This is a genomic window from Burkholderia aenigmatica (assembly GCF_902499175.1).
In the GTDB taxonomy this organism is placed as follows: domain Bacteria; phylum Pseudomonadota; class Gammaproteobacteria; order Burkholderiales; family Burkholderiaceae; genus Burkholderia; species Burkholderia aenigmatica.
On sequence record NZ_CABVQC010000001.1, the window covers coordinates 130,820 to 152,896 of the forward strand.

The window sequence follows — 22,077 nt, forward strand, 5'->3', positions numbered from 1 at the left end:
CGATCTTTATCGGCTTCCTGTCGACTAGCCAGCGGACGGCACACGCGCTCAAATCACGTCGAAGCGCAACCCCGCATGGCGCACCAGCCGCTCGATGTAGCGCTCGTCGAACATCGTTGCAGGCGTCCAGAAGCCGCCGCCGCGTCCGGTCTTGACGCCATTGCCAACGCAATCCAGTGCGAGACTGATCGCGGCCTGGCCGAGCATCTTGCCGGTGGAGCCGTAGCCCGGATCGCGGTCGCCGGTGACTTTCACGCGCAAGGTCTTCCCGTCGTCGGTGCGGCCGAAGAATCGCAGATCGTAGCGGCCGGCCAGTTGCGCCGCGGCGCTCGGCCCCTCGCCGGGCTTCGGCAACAGGAAACGCTCCATCAGGCTGCGCACCGGCTTGATGACGACACCCACCATGAACGCGCCAAGGCCGGCCACCATCGTCACCGCGGTCAGGCGGCCCTTGAAGCCCGTGCCCGTCATCACCGCTTCGTCATACGTGAAGCGGCTGCCGTACGCGTTGCCGGCCAGTGCATTGGAGCGATGCACGACACGTTCGTTGATCGCCGCCATCACGAAGGGCGCGATCCACGCGTCGAAGTCGCGATCGAACGCGGCGGATCGCACCGCATGCTGGCGTGCCGTAAAACCATGTCCCTTCGGGCACAGCGAATAAGGATCGAGCAGTTCCCTGCGCAACGCGGGATCCGCCGCCGCTTCCCGAACGACGTTGATCACGCTCGCCACCGTGCCGCCCGACGCGCCGCCCTTCAGCGTTTTCACACGCATCTTCACCTGCGCGGCCGGTACGCCCCACTGTTGCCGCGCCTGTTGCTGCAGGAAGAACACGCCCATGTCCGACGGCACCGAATCGAAGCCGCAGCAATGAACGATGCGCGCACCGGATTGCCGGGCCGCCGGTTCGTACTTGTCGATCATCCGTTTGATCCACTGCGTCTCGCCGGTGAGGTCGCAGTAGTCGGTGCCGGTTTCCGCGCAGATCCTGACCAGCGGCTCCCCGTAAAGCGCATAGGGGCCGACGGTGGACACGACCACCCGCGTCTGCGCGCAGAGCGCTCGAAGCTGCGCTTCGTCGGCCGCATCGGCAACGATGATCGGTACCGACTGCCCGGCCGCGCCCAGCGTATCCCTGACCTGCCTGAGCTTCGCTTCGGAACGGCCGGCGATGGCCCAGCGCAGCGTCTCGCCGGCACCCGACAGGTACTCGGACAGGTAGCGGGCGAGAATCTGCCCGACAAAACTGGTGGCGCCAAATACGACGAGATCGTGAGTCGGCCGGGTCATGGGCGGTTCCTTCGCGCGGGCGTGCCGCGGCGTTGCGTGGCGTCAGCGTTGCTTTCCGGGTTCATCGAAGGCCTTCAACGAGGTCGGCAGGTTCAGCACCAGTTGCGCATCCTTCACTACGTCGAGACGCAGGATGGTGGACGCGCCAAGCCCGTCGAGCAGCTGGCTCAACGGACCGCCGTGTCGCACCAGCTCGACATTGCGCGGCAACAGGCGCTGGGCGAACGATAACGCATTCGTCTGCACCGATGTCTGGTGCCATTCGCCGTCGATGCGATTGATCATCGTCGACGTGCCCATGTGCGACTGCGACGCGACCTGGGTCAGCTCGGGCATCGGCACGCTCAGGCTCAGGTCCGGCCGGCCGCCCGGGCCGGCAATGCGGGCGGTGGCGGTGGCGCCGAGGTTCACGTCGATATCGGCGAGCCACTTGGGCAGCTGATAGCCATGCACGCCGCGCACCCGCGCGATTTCCGTGGTGACCGGTAGCGCCAGCACGTGCGCGAAGAAGCTCCGGCGCCGCATCGAATCGATCAGCTCGAGCGCATGCGACCCGGTTGCACCGGGCCGGCGGATGACCGCCGCGACGGACACTTCGTCATACGGATCGTTGTCGCACACCGAATACGAGAAGAAGGTCAGCGCGGCCAGCCCGTATCCGGGAAGCGCGCGCAGCGGTTCGAGCGGCACCGGCAGCGTGGTCCGCAGGCGTTCGAGCGGTGCCAGGAACAGCAGCTGAATGCTGCTGGAACGGTAGTAGAAATTCGGCGCCCAGGTCGGGCCGACCCTTGACGCGACCTGACGCTTCGGAATCCGACGGAAAAAATCGATGTTCCCCGCCGCGGGATCGCGCGCCACCTCGTCGAGGTCAGGATTCATCCGGAACCGGTCGTAATACCCGCCTTCGGGCACGTCGACCTTGTGCGGCCCGAATTCGACCTGTGTAAACCGCCTGTCCATGTTCGTCGCCTCTCGTCGATGATCGACCGTGGCAGGCAACACCCGAAGCCTGCTGACTCACTGCCGTCAGCAAGCACTCTAAGATTTAAGTCAACTTTAAGGTCAAGGGCCCAAATAGAGGGGCGCGTCGGATTGCTCATGGCATGCCCACGTCCAACGCCGAGACGATCAACGCCGATCTGCTCGCGTTCATCCGCGGCTGAACGCCGAACACCCCACTGCGGCCTTCAGTTGCCATCGCGGCTGAAGGCCGTCTTCCACCCGCTATCGAACGCAGCTAGTCGAGCGCGCAAAGAAAATCGGGGACCGCCTCTCCGATCGAGGCAAGATAGCCGGCCATCGCGCCGGCGACCTTGCGCACGGCGGGACGCGCCGTCATCCGTTCACGCCACGCGAGCAGGCGGGGCGTTTCGTCCGTCATCGGTGCGCCCTTGCGCGCGCCGAACAACTGCGCCATGTAGAACGCAATGTCGGCGCAGGAATACGTGTCGGCCAGAAACTCTCGATCCGCCAACACGCGCTCCATGCGCCGATAGTAGTGCGCCGCTTCCGCGCGCGCGGCCTGTGCCGCCGGATCGTCGGGCGTCGCTTCCAGCCCCATCAGCCGGACGACGTGCGGAAAATAGACTTCGTCGCTGCAGTGTTCGAGCTGACGCGCGATCGCGCGCGCCGTTGGATGCGCTGGCCATAGCGCGGGATCGGGCTTCAGATCCTCGAGATACTCGAAGATCTGCGTGGAATCGAACAGCTCCAGATCACCGTCGATCAGCACCGGCACCTGCCGCTTCGGGTTGATCCGCAACACGTCCGGATGCTTGGGATCGTAGCCGCGCAGTTGGCTGAACGGCACCATCACCAGCTCGAAGTCGATGCCCTTCTCGTGCGCCGCAATCTCGACCTTCGCGCCGAACATGCTCAGCGGCCCGGAAATGATCTTCATGGTTCGTTCCTCCGTGATGTCGTGTCGATGAAACGGATCGGAAATGCGGCAAAGCATAAGCCCGATAACATGACATCTCATGTCAGGTATTTGAGGTAACGTGTCGCTCATGAAAGCGAGCCGCCTGTTGTCGATCATGATGATGCTGCAAGCGCGCGGCCGGATGACTGCACCGGCGCTGGCCGACGCGCTGGAGGTGTCCGAGCGCACGATCCTGCGCGATATCGACCAGCTCTCCACGGCCGGCGTGCCGATCTGGGGCGATCGCGGCCGCAACGGCGGCTTTCAGTTGAGTGACGGCTGGCGTACCGATCTCACGGGGCTCACCGAGCATGAAGCGCACGCGCTGATTCTGGCGGGCCTGCCCGGGCCCGCGAGCGAACTGGGCCTCGACGGCATGGCGACCTCCGCGCGACTGAAGATGATGGCCAGCCTGTCGCCCGGCTCGCGCGAGCACGCCGATCGCGTCGCCAGCCGGCTGCACGTCGACACCGTGGATTGGTACCGGGCCCAGGAGACGCCGGCATTCCTGCGTGAAGTCGCCGATGCGGTGTGGGGGGCGTACCGTATCGATGTGAAGTATCAGAGCTGGCGCGGCGTGTCGCGCCGCGAACTCGAGCCGCTCGGCCTGGTGCTCAAGGGTGGCGCCTGGTACCTGGTTGCCCGGGTGGTCGGCAAGCCCGGCGCACTCACGTTCCGGGTCGCGAATATCCTCGAACTCGACGCATCGCGCCGCCGCTTCAAGCGCCCCGCGCGATTCGACCTGGCAACGCACTGGCGCGACGCGATGAGCCGGTACGAGACCGAGCTCAATCGGTTGACCGCCCATATCGCCGTGTCGCCGCGCGGCGAAACCTGGCTGGCCAACGCACGGATCAAGACCGTGCCTGCCGCGCAGGACGCCAGCAGCGCGGAGGTGCCGCCGGGATGGAAAGTGTTCCTGATGCCCATCGAATCCATCGAGCACGGCGCACGGAAGCTCCTGGGGTACGGCGCACACGTGAAAATCCTCGGGCCGCAGGCGCTCAAGGATGAATTCATCGAAGCGTTGTCGCAGGTGAAAGCGCTTTATCAGGCAGGCGACGATTGAAGCGTTGCCGTTTGCGTCGATGAGGCTTCGGCGATTCGAAACATTGGAACCCCTGCGCCTTCGTCACGTACGAAGTCGCACCTTTCAATGTCTCGCGTCGACGCGACCGTCATCCGCCCGAGTCCGGTTGGCTTATAGTGCGGGTTGCCGATTCGACAAGGAGCGCTGCAATGACCCTGCTGGCCAATGGTCCGTTTGAAGTGAAGCTGAATCCGGAAACCCTGAGTACCGTCGCGGAACAGACCGGGCTCGGTCGCATGTCGCTGGACAAGCAGTATCACGGCGACCTCGAAGCCGTCAGTCACGGCGAGATGCTCGCGTTTCGAAGCAGTATCCAGGGCTCGGCGGGCTATGTGGCCATGGAAACCGTGCAGGGCGTGCTGGGCGGCCGCCACGGCAGCTTTGTCCTGCAGCACAGTTCCACCATGACTCGCGGACAGCCGCAGCAGTCGATCACCGTCGTGCCCGACTCCGGCACGGGAGAATTGCTGGGACTCTCCGGCGCGATGATCATCACCATCGAAAGCGGCCGGCATTCGTACCGCTTCGACTACACGCTGCCTGACTCGCCTCAGTAAGCGGGCTTATGGGGATGCTGCGACTTCATCGCGTCGCCGCGCTGGTGCGGTAACGCCCTCTGTGCAGCATTCACCTGCTCGATACCCGGCGATTGCGCCTCGACGAAGGCATTGCCGGGTTCGCTCATGGTCGTGCGAATGCGTTCGGGCGCGGCGACGCATTCAACCATCGCCGCAGCATAACGCCACGATCGCAACGGGTTCAATTCCACGCATGGCGCGCCGGCCGCACGCCGTTCAGGTAGTAGTTGCCGACGAGGTGATATTTCCAGCGCACCGGATCGTGCAGCGTATGCGTGCGTGCATTGCGCCAGTGCCGGTCGAGGTTGTGCTCGGCCAGCGTCGCCTGCGTGCCGGCCAGCTCGAACAGCTTCTCGCCCGCGAGCAGCGCGATCTCCGTCGTCAGCACCTTCGCCTCGCCCACCGCCACCGACGCGCGCGCGACCTCGTCCTCGGTCACGTCGCCGCGCGCCGCGATCTCGTCGAGCGTACGCGCCGCGCGCTCGAGCAGCGCCTCCGCCGCATGCAGCTGGATGTGCAGACGGCCGATCTCGCGGATCGTCAACGGATCGTCGGCCGCCCGCTCGACGCCGCTGTCGACCCACGGCCGCGTGCGCGCGCGCACGAACGCCAGCGTATCGTCGAGCGCGGCCCTGGCGATGCCCGCGTCGATCGCGGCCTGGATGATCTGCGACAGCGGGCCGTTCAGCGTCGGCAGATCCGACACGCGCTGGGCCGGCAGCACGTGCGACGCCGGCACCCGCACGTTGTCGAGCACGACGGTGCCGCTCGCGGTGGTCCGCTGCCCGAACCCCGACCAGTCGTCGATCACGGTCAGCCCCGGCGCCGGCTGGCGAACGTACGCGAGCCACGCGCGGCGCTCGTCGTCGAGGCCGAGCACCGGCACGTAATGCGCGAACAGCGCGCCGGTCGAATAGAACTTGGTGCCGTCGACGACGTAATCGTCGCCGTCCCGGCGCACCCGCGTCTTCAGGTCGAGCACGTGCTTCGTGCCCTTCTCGGAAAAGCCGTTGCCGAACCGCTTGCCGCTCAGCACTTCCGCGAAGAAGTGGCGCTTCTGCGCGTCGGTGCCGGTCAGCGCGATCACGTCGACCAACCCGAAATGATTCTGCGGCAACTGCCCGAGCGACGCATCGGCCGCCGCGACGATCTTCACCACCTCCGTCAGCGTCACATGCGACACGCCCGCGCCGCCGTACGCCTTCGGCACGGTGATGGCCCACAGCCCCGACTGCGAGAACCATTCGATCTCGTCACGCGGCAGCCGGCGCTCCCGGTCGCGTTCGGCCGCCCCTTGCGCGAGCCGCTGCGCCAGTGCATGCGCGGCCGCGATGGCCTGCGCGTCGTCGGCGATCACGCGCGCTACCTGTGGTTGCGTATCGGCCGGCCGTTCCTGAATCGTGGCGCTCGTCTCTGACATCGGGCTCTCCTGCTGATTGACGGACACATTCAATCTAGCAGCGCGCCGCGTGCCGGCAAACCGAGCGATTCGCACAACGATATTCCTTCGCATGACAAACGATGCGGCACGTCGCTTGCAGCAAACCGCGCGTCAGCGACGATATCGACGCCCAGGCATCGATGCCATGCCGCCTCGCCCGCGTAATACCCGGTGGCGATAACGATGTACGAATCCGTTATTGGATCGTCCGCAGCGTGCTTCCTATACTGGCCTGCCGGCATCGACGGCCCCGCCTTTCAAGGACCCCGTATGACTTCGTCTCCCGCAGCAACCGAACTTTCCACCGGCACCGACTATGACGCGCTGGCCGGCCGCTTCAGGCCGATCTTCGAACGCATCGCGGCCGGCACCGCCGAACGCGAACGCCGCCGCGAACTGCCGCACGAGGCGATCGGCTGGCTGAAGGCCGCCGGCTTCGGCGCCGTGCGGCTGCCGGTGCGCGACGGCGGCGCCGGCGCGTCGCTGCCGCAGCTGTTTCGGCTGCTGACCGAACTCGCTGCGGCCGATTCCAATCTGCCGCAGGCATTGCGCGGGCACTTCGCGTTCGTCGAGGACTGGCTGAACGTGCCGCCCGACGCCGATCGCCAGACGTGGTTCGACCGCTTCGCGAGCGGCCAGCTCGTCGGCAATGCGTGGACCGAAACCGGCGACGTGGCGCTCGGCCAGACCATCACGAAGGTCTCGAAAAAGCATGGCCGCCTCGTGCTGAACGGCCGGAAGTTCTACAGCACCGGCAGCCTGTTCGCAGACTGGATCGACGTGTTCGCGCAACGTGCGGACGACGGCAGCGACGTGATCGTCGCCGTCGCAACCGCGCAGCCCGGCGTGATCCGCGAAGACGACTGGGACGGCTTCGGCCAGACCACGACCGGCAGCGGCACCACCCGCTTCGAGGACGCGACGGTCGATGCACGGGACGTAATCGACTTCGCGCGACGCTTCAAGTACCAGACCGCGTTCTACCAGCTCTTCCACGTCGCGACGCTGGCCGGCATCGGCCACGCGATCGTGCGCGATGCAGCCGGCCTGGTGCGCCGCCGCACCCGCGTGTACAGCCACGGCAACGCCCCGCGCGCGGCCGACGATGCCCAGCTGCAACAGGTGATCGGCGAGATCGCGTCGTGGGCCTATGCGGCCGACGCGCTCGCACTGCGCGCCGCGCAGCCGCTGCAACGGGCCTACGAAGCGCACTTCGGCGGCGACGCAACGGCCGAGCACGATGCCAACGTCGCGGCCGAGATCGAATCCGCGCAGAGCCAGCTCGTCGTGTCGGACCTCGTGCTGCGCGCGGCGACGCGCCTGTTCGACGCGCTCGGTGCGTCCTCGACCCGCAGCACGACGGCGCTCGACCGCCACTGGCGCAACGCGCGCACCGTGTCGTCGCACAATCCGCTCGTCTACAAGGCGCGGATCGTCGGCGACTGGGTCATCAACGGACGCACGCCGCCGTTCGTCTGGCAGGTCGGTAACGGCACGGGCACAAGCACGCATGCAGAGGCAGGAGCCGCACAATGAGCAAGACCATCCGTTTCAATGCGTTCGAGATGAACTGCGTCGGCCACCAGTCGCCCGGGCTGTGGGCCCATCCGCGCGACCGGTCGTGGCAGTACAAGGACCTCGACTACTGGACCGACCTCGCCCGCGTGCTCGAACGCGGGATTTTCGATGCGATCTTCATCGCGGACGTGATCGGCTATTACGACGTCTACAAAGGCAGCAACTACCACGCGCTGCACCAGGCCGCGCAGATCCCGGTGAACGATCCGCTGCAGCTCGCCGCGCCGATCGCGATGGCGACCGAGCATCTCGGCATCGGCATCACCGCATCGACGACGTTCGAACACCCGTACACGTTCGCGCGCCGGCTGTCGACCGCCGACCATCACACGAAGGGCCGGCTCGCGTGGAATATCGTCACGTCCTACCTCGAAAGCGGCGCGAAGAACGTCGGCGATCACGGCTTGCGCACGCACGATGATCGCTACGCGGTCGCAGCCGAATACGTCGAGGTGCTGTACAAGCTGTTCGAGGGCAGCTGGGAGGACGGCGCGGTGGTGCGCGACCGCGACGGCCGCGTGTTCACGCATCCGGAGAAGGTGCACGAGATCGGCCACAAGGGGCGCTTCTTCGACGTGCCCGGCTACCACCTGTGCGAACCGTCGCCGCAGCGCACGCCGGTGCTGTTCCAGGCCGGCGCGTCCGGCCCCGGCAAGGCGTTCGCCGCGCAGCACGCGGAATGCGTGTTCGTCGCCGCGCCGACCCGCCCGCAGCTCGCGCGCTACGTGGCCGACGTGCGCGCGCAGGCCGCCGCCGCGGGGCGCGACGCGAGCCAGGTCTTGATCTACAACCTCGTCACCGTGATCGTCGACGAAACCGACGAGAAAGCGCAGGCCAAGTTCGACGAATATCGCAAGTACGTGTCGTACGACGGCTCGCTGGTGTTCATGTCCGGCTGGACCGGCATCGACTTCGGCCAGTACGCACCGAACGATCCCGTCCGGCGCGTCGAAACGAATGCGATCGTGTCGGCGGTCGAGCATCTGGCGGGCGGCGACACCGCATGGACGATCGAGGAACTGGCGGCCTGGGGCGGCATCGGCGGCCTGGGCCCGGTCTTCGTCGGCTCGGCGGCGACCGTCGCGGACATCCTGCAGGAATGGGTCGCCGCCACCGACGTGGACGGCTTCAACCTCGCGTATGCGGTTGCGCACGAAACCTTCGAGGATGTCGTGCGTTATCTCGTCCCCGAGCTGCAGCGGCGCGGCGTGTATCCGACCGGTTATGCGCCGGGCACGCTGCGCGAGAAGCTGTTCGGCGGATCGGCTCGGCTGCCGGACGAACATCCGGCCGCGCAATTCCGCGACATCGAGCAGGTCAAGCGCGATGCCGAACAGGTGGCGGCCTACGCGTGACGTGAATGTGACGGCGGGTCGGTCCGCGTGTCCGCGAGCGGACCGGCCGGCTTCACGATGAACAGCAACCGGTGTGTCGGGCCGCTCGCCCGACTCGCCGCCCGATCGCCCCGCTCCTCTCGCTAGAAACCCGGTGCAGCGCCGATTCCCGTTCTGCTTCCGCACTCGCACATCGAATGGGTGAACATTGTGGCTGCGGCAATGACGACGCGCGCACTCGAGAATGCGCGCGCCATTTCCGGACTAGACACGATCTCGACCGCGCTCACACACCACCGTCGTCGTCGATATCGCGCGCCGTCGGCTCGTAACGCACGATCAACAGGAACACGATCGGCGTAGCGGCACTGATTGCGACAACCCAGAACATGTCCGTGCCGAGCCGCGCCTGCAGGATCGGCAGCACGAACAGGGCCAGCGCCTGACCGATGCCGCACAGCGACCGCCCGAAGCCGACGCCGGTGCCGCGAATCGTTGCCGGATACGACAGCGTCGGATAGATCATCATCTGCGCGCCGGGCCCGAACCCTTCGGCGAACAACCACGTGCCGAGCATCAACAGCACGAAGCCGATCGCGAGTGCGCCGTGCGGATGCCCGGCCAGCGCGAGCGCCACGAGCGCGACGAACTGGAGCGCGAAGCCGGCGATCGCGACATGACGCGACGCATGGCGATGGGCCAGGCGCATGCCCAGCAAGCCGCCGGTGAACGCAAACAGCACGTTCAGCGCCAGCGACGCCGCGATCGTTTCGAATACGCCCGCGCCGAGAAACTGCGACAGGATCGACGGCAGGAAGAAAGCGATCGCCGTGTACTCGAACGGAATGCACAGGTTCATCACGCTGGCGACGATCGTGCGCCCCAGGTACGGACGCTGGAACAGCACGCGAATACGCACGGGCGGCTGGCTCGGCGCGCGCGGGGCATCCTCCGCTTCGTGCGCATGAATCCCGTACGACTCGCGCAGAATCCTCGCGGCATTGGCCAGGTCGCCCTGGTTTGCCGCCCACAGCGGCGATTCGTTCATGAAGCGGTTCCTGAACAGAATGATGACGAGGGCGGGCACCGCGCCGAAGATCAGCGATGCGCGCCACAGCCATCCCGCATGCTCGGCAGGCAGCAGGAAATACAGTCCGAAGATCAGCAGAAAGCAGACCGAGGACGCCACGTACCACATCGGGCACCACGCCGCGAGCCGCGACGCCTTGTTGCCGCGACCGTCGAACTTCGAGAATTCCGCGAGAAACGCCATCGCGACGGGCAGGTCGATACCGACACCGAGCCCCATCACGAAGCGCGCACCGATCAGCACCCAGACGTTCGGCGCGAGCCCGGCCGCGATCGCCGCGACCACGAAAAACAGCATGTCGGCCATGAACACCTGATAGCGGCCGATCCTGTCGGTCAGCCATCCGCCGATCAGACTGCCGAAGATCGTGCCGATCATGATCGCGGACCCGACCAGCCCGGTCAGCGCGGGCGTCAGACCGAACTCGCGGGCCACGTCGTCGATCCCGTAGGACAGCGTCGTCAGATCATATGCATCGAGAAACACGCCGCCGAGCGCCAGCAGCACGATCATCCGGGCATGGCCGACCGAGCTGTCCACGGTGTTGATCAGGCGCGCGACATCGCTGGCCGAGCGGATGGGCGACGACACCGGGGGGACGGCGTTCAGATCGATCGAACTCATCGCATTCCTTAGTTTTCTGCCGAGTTGTCGGCAATGTCTACATGAAGCCGCCAACCGGACGTGCTCATTCGTGACCCGCGAGAATCCACTGCGACTGCGATCCTCCCGACACGCAATGCAGTCACGTTCCGGCAGCAGGCATTCTGTTCTCCCGGTCCCGTTATCCCAAGCGATATAAATCGATAAATTAATCGGCCCGCGTCATAAAGTTGCTCGCCGCGCGCGCTTAGCAGCAACGCACATGTTCAATTGCGGATTTCTTCGTTCGCGGATCGCCGCTGCTTCGTTACATTAGCCGGTCACCCTGCCTGTTCGCGGCACCTTGCCGCCCTTCCGGAGAATCCCGATGAAGCTGTCCTGGTCCCGCGCATGGCAAGCCGCGGCCCTCGTCGTTGCCGCGTTCGCCAGCCTCGTGTCGGTGCACGCCCGTGCAGCGACGCCCGCGGAAATCCGCGTCGACTACGCGTACTACTCACCGGAGAGCCTGGTGATCCGCCACTTCGGCTGGCTCGAAGACGAATTCAAGGCCGACCGCACGTCGATCCGCTGGGTGCTGAGCCTGGGCAGCAATCGCGCACTCGAATACCTGAACGGCGGGGCGGTCGATTTCGGTTCCGCCGCGGGTCTCGCGTCGGTGCTCGCGCGAGCGAACGGCAACCCGATCCATACGGTCTACGTGTTCTCCCGCCCCGAGTGGACCGCGCTCGTGGTCCGCAAGGATTCTCCGATCCGCTCGCTCGCGGATCTGAAGGGCAAGAAAATCGCCGCGACGCGCGGCACCGATCCGTTCCTGTTCACACTACGCGCGCTGCACACGGTCGGCCTGACCCGCGACGACGTCGAGATCGTCAACCTGCAGCATCCCGACGGGCGCACCGCACTCGCGAACGGCCAGGTCGATGCGTGGGCCGGTCTCGATCCGCACATGGCCGCGGCGCAGCTCGACGACGGCGCTCGCCTGCTCTATCGCAACGTTGCGTTCAACACCTATGGTTTCCTGAATGTCCGCGACGCATTCGCCAGCCAGTACCCGCAGGCGGTCACGCGTGTCCTGAAGGTCTATGATCGGGCACGCCAATGGATCGGCGCGCATCCGGCCGATACCGCGCAGATCCTCGCCGACGAATCGAAGGTATCGCTGCCGGTGGCGAAACTGCAGCTGCAACGCAACGACTTCAGCCATCCCGTTCCCGGCGATACCCAACGCACGGCGCTGAAGGCCGCGGCGCCGGTCCTGACGACAGAACAACTGACCAAGCCCGGCGTCGATCCCGCGAAGATCGTCGATGCGCTGATCGATCCGTCGTTCGCGCGCCCGCTGGTCGACGCTGCGCGCTGAGACGACCGACCATGACCGACACCGCTGCCCGAGACACCGCGCTCGCGCGTCGCCACCCCGCTTCGCCACGCGCCGGCCGGCGCGATCCGCTTCGCCGATGGCGGATCGCGGGCCTCGCGCTGCCGTTCGCGGTGCTCGCGTTGCTGGAGGCCGTCGTGCGGCAGGGCTGGCTGCCGGATCATCTGGTCCCGGCGCCGAGCGAGATTCTCGACACGCTCGTCCACATGGGCATCACGCGCGTGGCACGCCATGTCGGCGCGAGTACGCTGCGGGTCGCGACGGGCTTTGCCGCCGGCGTCACACTCGCGCTCGTCGTCGGCGCGGCGATGGGCCTGAGCCGCCGGCTCGACGCGCTGCTCGAGCCGACGTTCCAGGCGCTGCGCGCGATTCCGTCGCTCGCGTGGGTGCCGGTGTTGTTGCTGTGGCTCGGCATCGATGAAGCGCCAAAGATCACGTTGATCGCGATCGGCGCCTTCTTCCCGGTCCACCTCGCGGTGGTCGCCGGCATTCGCGACGTCGACCGCAAGCTCGTCGAGCTTGGCGCGGTGTACCGGCTCGGCCCGCTTGCGCTGTTCCGGCGCATCCTGCTGCCGGCCGCGCTGCCGCAGATCGTCACCGGCTTGCGCACCGGCCTCAGTCTCGCGTGGATGTTCATGGTCGCCGCGGAGTTGATCGCGGCCACGCGCGGCCTCGGCTTCCTGTTGAGCGACGGCCGGGAAACCGGGCGCCCCGATCTCGTGTTCGGTGCGATCCTGCTGCTGGCGTTGCTCGGCAAGCTGACCGACGGCGCGATGGCGCGCATCGAGTCGCACTGGCTCGGTTGGCGCGACGCGTTCGACCACTCACGCAAGGTGTCGACATGAGCATGCCCCCTTCCGCGCGCACGGCCGCGGGCGCCGCTACCCCGCTGCTCGACCTGCGCATCGTCCGCAAGCTTTACGGCGATCGCACGATCCTCGCCGACGTTCCGGTGCAGGTCGCGCGCGGCGAGATCGTCTGCGTGGTCGGCCCGAGCGGTTGCGGGAAGAGCACGCTGCTGCGGATCGTCGCCGGCCTCGACACGGATTTCCGCGGCAGCGTGACGGTAGGCGGCATCGCGCTCGACGGCCCGTCCCCGCGCGTCGGCGTGATCTTTCAGGAGCCGCGGCTGCTGCCGTGGCTATCGATCGCGGACAACGTCGGATTTGCGGCCGGCCCGCGCGGCGGGCGCGAGCCGGCCGTCGCCCGGCTGCTCGACGAAGTCGGCCTGGCCGGCGTCGCCCAACAACTGCCGGCCACGTTGTCGGGCGGGATGGCCCAGCGCGCGGCGATCGCGCGCGGGCTGTTCGGCGAGCCCGACCTGCTGCTGCTCGACGAACCGTTCAGCGCGGTCGATGCGATGACCCGGATGCGGTTGCAGACACTGCTGCTCGATGTCGTGGCCCGGCACCGGATGGCCGCGATCGTCGTCACGCACGATCTCGACGAAGCACTGTATCTGGGCGATCGCGTGCTGATGCTCGCGCCCAACCCGGGCCGCATCGACGACACGATCCACGTCGAGGTCGCCCGGCCGCGAGATCGGCGCGACGCGACGCTGGCCGTGCTGCGCGCGCGGCTGCTGGATGCGTTTCAACACTTTCAGGATCGAGCCGACGACGCGAAGCGCCAGCCGCGTGCCTATCCCACCTCCGGCATCCGCGCCGGCTGATTCGTCACCGGCGTCTCCCGGCCCCGATCCGGCACGTGGTCGGCACCGGGACGACGCGTTCGCCAAGTCGTGCCAGCGCGACAAGAATCACCATCACATCGATGGCCCCAACAGGGTGCGCGGGTATCGCGCGTGCCCGCTCGCGCCGCAGCGACGTGACATGCTGCAACGCGCCGGTGCACTTCAAACGTGCGTATGCCGCAACTCGCCGTCGATCGTCTGCGGCAGTCTCAACAGATTGAAGATCGGGCACACGGCCTCGACCGCCTGATGGAGTGCGCGAATCGACTCCGGCGGTTCGGGCGAGACGATATCGAGCGTATAGCGCAGGTTGTGCGGGAACACCGGCACATGCTCGAAACCCGGTTGCTGCGCGAGCGGATGCTGGTCGCCGGTTACCTCGACTTCGATCGAGTCGATCTTCAGCCCGCGTTCCGCGGCCTGAATCAGCGTGATGTGCGTCAGGCAGCTGCCCAGCACGCCGAGCTGCAACTCCGGCGATGCCGGCCCGAGGTTGTAGCCCGCGAAATCAGGCGGACTGTCGCTGATCACCTGGAAATCGCGAATGCGGATCTCCCGCACGCCGCTGCGGCCCAGCGCGCGCACGTTCGCTTTCAGCGGGGTCGCCTTGAAATCCGGATTGCTGCGGGCGGCGTCCTTTTTCGCGAGCCAGGCGTCGCGCTTCTGTTCGAGATAGTCGTTCAGTGTCGTCATGGTCGGGCCAGTACGGTCGCAATGATTGGCCGCGCATGCGGCGGCCAATGGAGAGGGGGTTTGATGCTATTCCCTTCCGCGACAGCCGCGAAACGATCTTTTCAGCAAAGCAATTCGCGGCGCGCGATGTCGCATGGCGACGTGCCATTTCAGGGACCGTCGGCGGCCCTTCACACTCCCGCGAGTTATCCACAATTTCCGTGCATAACCCTGTGGAGAACCTTGGCGCGATTGCGCTGCCGCCCTTGCCGACAAGCATCGCAGCGATGCCGTCGCCGCCTCGCGGGCACTGCACGCCAACCACTTCGCACCGGTTTCGACGATCGTCCGCGTGTCGTCCTTCACCGGACTGGTGCATGGTTTGCATCGATACAGGCAATCGGGATGTCCGCACCAGAAATGCGCCGCTCGACGACGGCCACACCTCGCGGGCCGCGCGCCCGGCTCGACGATCCGGCTCCGATCACCTGCATCCGTCCATCACACGACCACCTCGTCACGCAAACGGAACTGCGCGACCGCCGCGCTGAGCCGCGCGCCTTGTTCGTCGAGCGACAGCGCCGCGGCCGCGGCTTCCTCGACCAGCGCGGCATTGCGCTGCATGGTCTGCTCCATCTGGATGACCGCCGTGTTCACCTGCTCGATGCCCGACGATTGCTCTTCGAACGCGTTGCTGGTTTCGCTCATGATCGTATTGACGCGCTCGACCGCTGCGACGAGTTCGGCCATCGCGGAGCCGGCCAGTGCAACGAGGCCGCTGCCGTCTTCGACACGCTGCGCGGAATGGCCGATCAGCTCACGGATTTCCTTCGCCGCCGACGCGCAGCGCTGCGCGAGCCCGCGCACCTCGGTCGCGACGACCGCGAAGCCGCGCCCCTGCTCGCCTGCGCGCGCGGCTTCGACGGCCGCGTTCAATGCGAGGATGTTGGTCTGAAACGCGATGCTCTCGATCACGCCGACGATCCCGGAGATCCGCGCGGAACTGTGCGAAATCGCCGACATCGTCTCGACGACGCGCTGCATCGCTTCCCCTCCGCGCGACGCAATGCCCGCCGCACCTTCGACGTAGGTACGGGCATCGCGCGCATTGTCCGCGTTCTGGCGCACGGCCGCCGTCAGTTGCTCGACGCTCGCCGCCGCCTGTTGCAGCGAGACGGCCTGCTGTTCGGTACGCTCGGACAGGTCGACGTTGCCGCTCGCGATCGTGCGGACGTCGCCGACAATCGTCTCCGTGCTCGCGCGCACCTGGTTCACGGTGCCGACGAGGCCATCCTGCATCCGCTTCAGCGCATGCAGCAGATAAGCCATCTCGTTCTCGCCGGGCACGACGACCGTTCCGGTCAGGTCGCCTCTCGAGATTTTCTCGAACTGGTCGACCGCGAGCTTGATCGGTTCGATGATCGCCTTCGCGAGCATGCGCTGCGCAAAGAAGCCGACGACGAGTGCGAAGACCGCCACCGCCGCCATCCCCCACACGATCCGGTGGAAATGATTCCCCGCCGCATCGTAGCGCGCCTTTTCGCGGGCCACCTGGAACGATTCGAGCGCATCGATCGCCTCCTGGTAGGCCGCGAACAGCGCGGCCGGCGCGGTACGCTGCGTATCGAGGAAGCCGAAGCCGTCATCGCCGTCGAGTTGCGCCAGCGCCTTCAGGAACACGCTGTCAAGCAACGCCCGACGGCGATTCTGCAGCGTGTCGAACAGCGCCTGCTCGTCGGCGCTGCGCGCGTGCAGGCCCGCATAGGCGTCCAGTTCGTCGTTGCTCTGCTTGAGGAGCGTGCGGAGTTTCGCGATCTCTTCCTTGCCCGAGTGGCCGGCGCTAATGATCTGCGCGACGTCGCTCATGCGTTCGCGCAGCACGAGCATCCGCTCCGAGCTGGTCTTCAGGTACAGCAGCGACGCGGTGTCGTCGCGGTACATCGCCTCGAGCGAACCGTTGCTCGTATAGAGGGCCGCGATGCACGCGCCGACCACCAGGACGAGCAGCACGGTATAGCCGGCGATGGTCGCGACGAGACCACCACGGATAGTGAGTTGTTTTCGCATGACGTTCCCTAGCGCCGGCCGGGCGCGGCCAGCGGCGAATGTGAATTCCGGATCACGAAAGACGCGCGCCGCGTCGCAATACGTGGCGCATGGGCTGCGAACGGGTTAACGGCGGGGGAAACGGCAGGGTTTTATCTGCACGCGACGCGAATCTTGACGATTGCGACAGGGGAAGGAGGCGCATCGTGCCAGCAGGCGACCGTCTGCGGTCAGCGCGCGTTGAATGGGCTTCGTCAGTCGAGCGGTCGTGCGGGTGCGCGGCGCGCCGTCACGTCGCCGAACTGAACGCCGTCGCACACGCTGAACACGTAGTTAACCGAATTGTTGATGCGCCACGTCCCGTTGATAGGGTCGTAGTCGGCCGGATGCGTGGTGAGACTATCGATCGTGAAACACGAGTCTGCGTCCGCACCAACGGCACCCATTGCGCGATTGTCCGCCCGCCTGCCCAAGGGAGTGCCCCTTGAGTTGGCGTGCACGGCACGAGATGCGTCGCGCGTGAAAGCGATGATGACCGCCGTGGGCTCGTGCCGCTGTTCCGCTTCGATGATGACCTGCGGGTCTACTTGCACCGCGATCGGTCTGCCAAACTGTTGGCTGGCGGCAAGTCTTGCCGGCCGTTGGCGGCCACGCAGCGGTTCCCCGCGACGCACGAGACGTGCCCCAACGCGATGCCCCGCCGCACACCGGGCGACCGCCCTCAAGCGTTCGAGGCCGCACGGGCGGGATGCACATGCAACGCGCGGCGGCCCAGCGCCAGCACGGCCAGCGCCCCCACGCAGACCAGTGCCAGCAACAGCATGACCCCACGGTAGCCGGCGACAAAGCCGCCACCGTGCTCTGCGGCGAGCCGGTACAGCACGGTCGCGGCGGCCAGTCCAACCGAGCCGCCCACGTTGTGCACGGTCGTCGCCATGCCCAGCGCGGTGCCGGCCAGGTTTTCGGGCAGTGCCGACAGCGCAGCCGCCATCGACGGCCCCAGCACGCAGCCCCAGCCGATGCCCATGCAGGCGAACGCGGCCAGCACCCACGGCCAGCCCGTCGTCGCGGTAAAGGCCGACTGCATCAGGGCCGATAGCAGCAGCGCGGCAAAGCCGGCCATCATCACCGGCCCGGTGCCGAACCGGTCGCTGCCGCGGCCGGCCAACGGCGCGATCAGCGCCATCACGGCCGTCGTGGGCAACAGCAACCAGCCCGTCGCGGCGCTGTCCTGGCCGCGTAACTCGCCGAGGTACAACGGCATCAGGAAGAAAGCGGCGCAGTAGAAGAATGCCAGCGCCGCTGTCGCGCAGGCCGCGACTGCAAAGCGCGGCTGCGCGAACAGCGCCAGCCGCAGCAGCGGCACCGGCGCACGCCGCTCGACCCACGCCAGCACGCCGGCCAGCGCGCTGCCGAGCGCCAGCAGTCCCAAGGTCGCGGGCGATCCCCAGCCCCAGTCGGCGCCGTGAATCAACGCGGTCAGCCAGGACGGCAACACCGCCAGCAGCAAGGCGATGCCGAGCCAGTCGAAGCGTCTTCGCACGGGCATCGCCGGGCCAGCCTGCAACCGCCTCAGGCACAGCGCAAAGCTGATCACGATCAGCGGCACGTTGACCAGGAAGATCCAGCGCCAGCCCAGCGCGTCCACCAGCAAGCCACCCAGGACCGGTCCGATGGCCAGGCCCAGACCATTGACGCTGAACAGGAGGCCCAGCGCCTTGCCGCGCTCCTGCTCGGGAAACATCTCCGCCACTAGCGCCGCCGACGCCGTGTACAGCCCGGCGCAGGCCATGCCTTGCACCGCCCGCCATGCCACCAGCGCAGTCAGGTCCGAGGCCAGCCCGGCGCCCAGCGAGGTGACCCCGAACGACGCCATGCTGATGTACATCGCCCGGCGGCGGCCATGACGGTCGGCCAGTTGCCCCACGGCGATGGTGCAACTGGACAAGGCCATGACGAAGGCGCTGATGACCCATTGCACTTGGTCGATTTCAGCGTGGAAAGCCGACTGGATGGCGGGGATCGCGGTATTGACGATGGTGAAGTCGATGCAGCCCAGGAAGCTGGCGATGGCAATGCCAGCCAGGGCCAACCAGCGTTGCCGGCTTGACGAGCGAGACATGGAAAAGCACTCCTGAAAGAGCACGGCCAGACGGCACGTGCAGATAGGCAGGACATGCTAATCAATAAAACAGAGATTGAATTGATACACTCAATAGCAAGATTAAAGACTTTAACTATCAAATAGCCATGCAGCTTTCCGATCGTTTCCAGGGCATCCTCGCCTTCATCCAGGCCGTGGAGTGCGGCAGTTTCAGTGTGGCCTCGCGCCAGATGGGCATGTCGCCCTCCAGTGTCGGCAAGGCCGTTGCGCGCCTGGAGCAGCGCCTGGGCGTGCGACTGTTCCTGCGCACCACGCGGCGCATGTCGCTGACCGATGAGGGCGTCGCCTTCCACGAAAGCTGCTTGCGCGCCCTGGCCGAGCTGGATCAGGCCGAGTCGGTGCTGACCGAGCGGCGCCTGCTGCCCTCGGGCCGGGTGCGGATCGCGCTGCCGGCGCTGTATGGGCGCGAGCGTGTCCTTCCGATTCTCATGGGGCTGGCCGAACGCTACCCGGCACTCGACTTCGACGTGCAATTCTCCAGCCGGGCCGCGGATCTGGTTGAGGAAAACTTCGACCTCGCGGTACGCATTGGTCAGCTCGACGACAGCGCATCGCACGTCGCTCGCCCGTTGGGCGAACAGACACTGCGGCTGTGCGCCGCCCCGGACTACCTGGCGCGGCGCGGCACGCTCCGCACACTGGACGACCTGCGCGATCACGACTGCATCGCCCGTTTGCGCAACGGCACGGAAGAAGTCTGGCAGCTTGCGGGCGAGGCGGGCCAAGTGGGCCAGTCGCGCCACCTGCCGCGACTGGCGCGCCTGCGCCTGAGCGACTTGGCGGCGGTGAAAGATGCCGCGCTGGCAGGCCGGGGGCTGGCGCAGTTGCCCGGCTGGTTTGCCGAGCGCGACATCCGGACGGGACGGCTTGCCGTCGTCCTGCCCGATGCGCAGCCGGCGCCGCTGCCCATTCATGTGCTGTGGCCCAGGACCTCGCGCATGACCGCGCGCCTGCGCGTCACCATCGACGCGCTGACGGCCCACGCGTCGCAGGAAGCCGCGCCCGGTTGATCGCCGGCGCTGCCCGGGCTGTTACCACGACGTCAATGTCGGAGGCAGGAAGATCGAACATCGCGCGGCGGACAGAAATGACTCGCGCCGTCGGGTCGGCAGTCACCCCGCCTGGCTAGGGCCTGTTCACGCTAATGCAATGGCCGCTCGAGCTTGATGTTGTATCGCTTCACTTTTGCATACAGCGCCGGCTTCGATATTTCGAGGATGGCGGCACACCGCGTGACGTTGAACCGACACGCAGCAAGCGCTTCACTGATGGCGTTGCGCTCGACGTCCTTCAGCGATTGGACGCGCTGATCGCCCCGTCTTCCCTGCGTGTCCGGCCTCTCGGACGTCGACGCCGGTTCAGCGCCACTGCCGACGACACGGGATGGACGCAATAGCGCCGACACGTCGTCGATGGTGCCTTCCTCGCTCAGGTTCACCGTTCGTTCGACGAGGTTCTCCAGTTCGCGAACGTTGCCGGGCCACGCGTATGCGTTCATCTGGTCAAGCGCCTTCTTGCTGAAACCGAAAATCTTCTTGTTGAGCAGCGCCGCGTACTTGCTCAGGAAAAAGTTCGCGGTCGCCGTGATGTCCGCCTTGCGTGATCTCAACGGAGGGATCGCGATCTCGATGACGTTGCAGCGATAGTACAGATCCTCTCTGAACTCCTTCGCTGCCACCATGGCCTCGAGGTTCCGGTTGCTCGCGCAGATGATTCTCACATCGATCGGGATGCCCTTGGTATCCCCGAGCCTTGTCACCTCCCGCTCCTGGAGTACGCGAAGGAGCTTGGCCTGAACATCGACGGGAAGCTCGGATATTTCGTCAAGGAAAACGGTTCCGCCATCGGCGGACTCGAATTTGCCCGGCCGCCCTTCTTTGGTCGCCCCGGTGAAACTGCCCGGTGCGTGTCCAAACAGCTCGCTTTCGATCAGGTCATGCGGAAGCGCAGCACAGTTGATCGCGATGAAGGGTTCCGCCTGGCGCGCGCTCGCGTTATGAATCGCCTGCGCGAAAACCTCTTTGCCCACCCCGCTTTCGCCGCTGAGCAGCAGGTTCGCCGCACCGCGCGCGGCTTTGCGGGCGGCGCTGACTGCATCCAGAAGGCTGTCGCTCTGCCCGACGATGCTCTCGAACGTATAGCGTGCGTAGTTGCCTGCATACTTACCCGCGATGCTGCGCACGCGCTTGATCTCGCGGAACGTGTTGACGACGGACACCACCTGCCCGCAGCTGTTCTTGACCGGGATTGCCGTGTCGATCAGATGCAGATGGCGCGCGGGTGAGTCGATGATGAGCTCGCGGTCCACGTATCCCACGCCGGTTGTGAAGATCGGGGCGATGATGGGCTCGAAGTCGATCAGATCGCCGAGCGGCCGGCCAATGCTGGTCGCCGGATCAATCCCGAGAATGCGTCCTGCCACGGTGCTCGCATGTCGAACGACGCCACCTTGACCGAGCACCATCAGGCCATCGCCAATGTGGTCGATGATTGCTCTCTGCTCCTCGACCAGCGTCTGGTGTGCGACGAGATCGAAGTAACTTCTCAGTGAAACGCTCAAGGTTATGCTGAGTAACGCGAGCAGATCATGCAGTGGCCGAGCGTCACTCGCGCAGGGTTTCAAGGCGAAGAGATAGACCGTCGAAGACCCGATCGAAACACGGGTGGCGACGCAGTGAAGATCGGCTTCGCCGGCCGAAGGCACGTCGACCGTTGCCGTGTCGCGTTCCTGAAGCGAATCCCTGGCAACGCTCAGCAGGCGCTCGAGATCCAGCGCCCCGACATCGACCCGACACACGCGTGGCAACGCTTTCGCATGGTCATCCTCAGGCTCGAGCGGGATCGCTTCATCGCTCAACGTAAGGACATAAGCGCCGAACCGATGCGCCGCGACGCATCGTGCATCGAGCCAGCACGCTGTATCGATCGCTGACCGCAGATCGCGCAATCGATCGGCCGCGCGGAGATTTCGCTCATTCATTAGCGTTCGCAGAACGGTGGCAGGCCCAGCCAGCTTACCAGCGGCATAAACTTTCATGTTGATCCCCGTACCCACCCCATGACCGACGCACATGCCGCCGCCGGTCAACGCCGCGAACGCGCGCCGCGCCTTTCCTGATACGAACGCTTTCGAGTTCACTCGGTTGGCCCCGGCACGCGCTGATAAGCCCCTTACGTATCCTGCCCACTGACGACA

The 22,077-nt window shown here is 66.2% G+C and carries 19 protein-coding genes; 8 read left to right on the top strand and 11 right to left on the bottom strand.

From position 1 onward, the window contains the following. Positions 1-48: 48 nt before the first annotated feature. From BDO18943_RS00615 to BDO18943_RS00625, 3 genes are all read right to left on the bottom strand, one after another. Positions 49-1,293 (bottom strand): saccharopine dehydrogenase family protein, encoded by a 1,245-nt coding sequence (locus tag BDO18943_RS00615; protein ID WP_175020752.1) that lies wholly within the window; start codon positions 1,291-1,293, stop codon positions 49-51. Positions 1,294-1,335: 42 nt separating this feature from the next. Next, positions 1,336-2,253: an acetoacetate decarboxylase gene (locus BDO18943_RS00620; RefSeq protein WP_175020753.1), complete on the bottom strand. Its 918-nt coding sequence runs from the start codon at positions 2,251-2,253 to the stop codon at positions 1,336-1,338. 277 nt (positions 2,254-2,530) lie between these two features. Next, positions 2,531-3,193: a glutathione S-transferase family protein gene (locus BDO18943_RS00625; RefSeq protein ID WP_175020947.1), complete on the bottom strand. Its 663-nt coding sequence runs from the start codon at positions 3,191-3,193 to the stop codon at positions 2,531-2,533. 109 nt (positions 3,194-3,302) lie between these two features. On the opposite strand from BDO18943_RS00625, the gene BDO18943_RS00630 reads away from it, so the two are divergent. Both BDO18943_RS00630 and BDO18943_RS00635 read left to right on the top strand, forming a co-directional pair. Further along, positions 3,303-4,283, top strand: a complete 981-nt coding sequence (locus tag BDO18943_RS00630; RefSeq protein ID WP_175020754.1) for a helix-turn-helix transcriptional regulator — start codon at positions 3,303-3,305, stop codon at positions 4,281-4,283. Between the two features lie 170 nt (positions 4,284-4,453). Continuing rightward, on the top strand, positions 4,454-4,861 hold the full coding sequence (locus BDO18943_RS00635; RefSeq protein WP_175020755.1) for a DUF3224 domain-containing protein: 408 nt from the start codon (positions 4,454-4,456) through the stop codon (positions 4,859-4,861). Here the strand turns inward: BDO18943_RS00635 and BDO18943_RS00640 are convergent. Further along, the gene (locus BDO18943_RS00640) at positions 4,855-5,073 is read right to left on the bottom strand and encodes a hypothetical protein (protein ID WP_175020756.1); all 219 of its coding nucleotides are present in this window, start codon (positions 5,071-5,073) and stop codon (positions 4,855-4,857) included. The genes BDO18943_RS00635 and BDO18943_RS00640 overlap by 7 nt on opposite strands. Beyond that, complete coding sequence (locus tag BDO18943_RS00645) at positions 5,064-6,302, bottom strand: SfnB family sulfur acquisition oxidoreductase (protein WP_175020757.1); 1,239 nt, start codon at positions 6,300-6,302, stop codon at positions 5,064-5,066. The genes BDO18943_RS00640 and BDO18943_RS00645 overlap by 10 nt, the downstream gene beginning before the upstream one ends. A gap of 291 nt (positions 6,303-6,593) precedes the next feature. On the opposite strand from BDO18943_RS00645, the gene BDO18943_RS00650 reads away from it, so the two are divergent. Together BDO18943_RS00650 and BDO18943_RS00655 are read left to right on the top strand one after the other, a co-directional pair. Continuing rightward, positions 6,594-7,859: an acyl-CoA dehydrogenase family protein gene (locus BDO18943_RS00650; RefSeq protein WP_175020758.1), complete on the top strand. Its 1,266-nt coding sequence runs from the start codon at positions 6,594-6,596 to the stop codon at positions 7,857-7,859. Next, positions 7,856-9,256, top strand: a complete 1,401-nt coding sequence (locus tag BDO18943_RS00655; RefSeq protein WP_043184262.1) for an LLM class flavin-dependent oxidoreductase — start codon at positions 7,856-7,858, stop codon at positions 9,254-9,256. The genes BDO18943_RS00650 and BDO18943_RS00655 overlap by 4 nt, the downstream gene beginning before the upstream one ends. A gap of 265 nt (positions 9,257-9,521) precedes the next feature. Here the strand turns inward: BDO18943_RS00655 and BDO18943_RS00660 are convergent, their stop codons facing one another. Further along, positions 9,522-10,949: an MFS transporter gene (locus BDO18943_RS00660; protein ID WP_175020948.1), complete on the bottom strand. Its 1,428-nt coding sequence runs from the start codon at positions 10,947-10,949 to the stop codon at positions 9,522-9,524. Between the two features lie 346 nt (positions 10,950-11,295). Between BDO18943_RS00660 and BDO18943_RS00665 the strand changes: the two genes are divergently transcribed. From BDO18943_RS00665 to BDO18943_RS00675, 3 genes are read left to right on the top strand one after another with little or no spacing between them, the layout of a single operon-like run. Then, complete coding sequence (locus BDO18943_RS00665; protein ID WP_175020759.1) at positions 11,296-12,288, top strand: aliphatic sulfonate ABC transporter substrate-binding protein; 993 nt, start codon at positions 11,296-11,298, stop codon at positions 12,286-12,288. An 11-nt stretch (positions 12,289-12,299) separates the two neighbouring features. Continuing rightward, positions 12,300-13,151: an ABC transporter permease gene (locus tag BDO18943_RS00670; RefSeq protein ID WP_175020760.1), complete on the top strand. Its 852-nt coding sequence runs from the start codon at positions 12,300-12,302 to the stop codon at positions 13,149-13,151. After that, entirely contained in the window at positions 13,148-13,978 is an 831-nt protein-coding gene (locus BDO18943_RS00675) for an ABC transporter ATP-binding protein (RefSeq protein WP_175020761.1), read from the top strand. The genes BDO18943_RS00670 and BDO18943_RS00675 overlap by 4 nt, the downstream gene beginning before the upstream one ends. 183 nt (positions 13,979-14,161) lie before the next feature. On the opposite strand, the gene BDO18943_RS00680 is transcribed toward BDO18943_RS00675, so the two are convergent. The 4 genes from BDO18943_RS00680 to BDO18943_RS00695 all read right to left on the bottom strand — a co-directional run bounded on the left by BDO18943_RS00680 (position 14,162) and on the right by BDO18943_RS00695 (position 18,839). Continuing rightward, complete coding sequence (locus tag BDO18943_RS00680) at positions 14,162-14,692, bottom strand: OsmC family protein (protein WP_175020762.1); 531 nt, start codon at positions 14,690-14,692, stop codon at positions 14,162-14,164. Between the two features lie 480 nt (positions 14,693-15,172). Next, entirely contained in the window at positions 15,173-16,738 is a 1,566-nt protein-coding gene (locus BDO18943_RS00685; RefSeq protein ID WP_175020763.1) for a methyl-accepting chemotaxis protein, read from the bottom strand. Between the two features lie 233 nt (positions 16,739-16,971). Continuing rightward, entirely contained in the window at positions 16,972-17,310 is a 339-nt protein-coding gene (locus tag BDO18943_RS00690) for a hypothetical protein (protein ID WP_175020764.1), read from the bottom strand. A 128-nt stretch (positions 17,311-17,438) separates the two neighbouring features. Further along, positions 17,439-18,839 (bottom strand): DHA2 family efflux MFS transporter permease subunit, encoded by a 1,401-nt coding sequence (locus BDO18943_RS00695; RefSeq protein ID WP_175020765.1) that lies wholly within the window; start codon positions 18,837-18,839, stop codon positions 17,439-17,441. Between the two features lie 128 nt (positions 18,840-18,967). Here BDO18943_RS00695 and BDO18943_RS00700 point away from each other — a divergent pair, with 128 nt between their 5' ends. After that, entirely contained in the window at positions 18,968-19,891 is a 924-nt protein-coding gene (locus tag BDO18943_RS00700; protein WP_175020766.1) for a LysR family transcriptional regulator, read from the top strand. A 131-nt stretch (positions 19,892-20,022) separates the two neighbouring features. Here BDO18943_RS00700 and BDO18943_RS00705 read toward each other — a convergent pair whose 3' ends face one another. Further along, positions 20,023-22,020, bottom strand: a complete 1,998-nt coding sequence (locus tag BDO18943_RS00705; RefSeq protein ID WP_321533518.1) for a sigma-54 interaction domain-containing protein — start codon at positions 22,018-22,020, stop codon at positions 20,023-20,025. Positions 22,021-22,077: the final 57 nt, after the last annotated feature.